Here is an 889-nt window from a genome sequence, read left to right on the forward strand (position 1 = left end):
TTGCCGCCACGCAGGACATCCAAATAAAGGCGGGTACGGTCGACAACAGCGGCGGCACGCTGCAGGCCAGCAACGGCAGCATCGGCCTGGACGCCGGCAGCGTGCGCAATGCGCAGGGCGTGCTGAGCGCAGGCAAGGATGTGCGCGCCACGCTGACGGGCGACTTGACGAACACAGGTTTGCTGTATGCGGGCCGCGACCAGCAGTGGACGGTGGGCGGCGCGCTGGCCAACAGCGGCTCCATCGCCGCGCTGGGCAATACGACCCTGCAGGCCAACCGCATCAGCAGCAGCGGCTTGCTGGGCGCGGGCCTCAAGGCCGACGGCAGCCTGGGCGCCAGCGGCGACCTGACCTTGAGCGCCACGCAGGCGATCATCGCCAGCGGGCAGAACCTGGCGGCGGGCCAGGCCAGCCTGACGGGCACGGCGCTGGACTTGAGCGGCAGCCAGACGGGCGCGGCCAACATCGCCTTGACGGCGAGTGCCGGCAACATCAGCACGACCGGCGCGGTGGTAAGCACGCCGGGCCTGCTGTCGATCACGGCCAATGCGGGCAGCGCGCAGGCGCTGGTGAACACGGGCAAGGGACAATTGAGCGGGGGCCAGCTGGCCCTGCAGGTGGCAAACCTGGACAACAGCGGCGGCGACATCGTGCAGACGGGGCAGGGCAAGACCGTCATCGCCACGGGCCTGCTGGACAACACGGGCGGGCGCATCGCCGTCAACAGCAGCGACCTCGACCTGAGTGCGGCGACCTTGACGAACATCAACGGCCGCATCGAGCATGCGGGCACTGGCGTGCTGGCCATCACGGCCAGCACCCTGAACGGCCAGGGCGGCAAACTCATCGGCAACGGTGCGCTGCGCATCGATGCCGGGAAGATCGACCA

The 889-nt window shown here is 69.4% G+C and carries 1 pseudogene; it reads left to right on the forward strand.

The features are described from left to right. A pseudogene (locus GCN74_RS28200) lies at window positions 1-889 on the forward strand (hypothetical protein); the annotation flags it as partial.

The organism is Janthinobacterium sp. FT14W (genome assembly GCF_009208755.1).
Taxonomy (GTDB): domain Bacteria; phylum Pseudomonadota; class Gammaproteobacteria; order Burkholderiales; family Burkholderiaceae_D; genus Janthinobacterium; species Janthinobacterium violaceinigrum.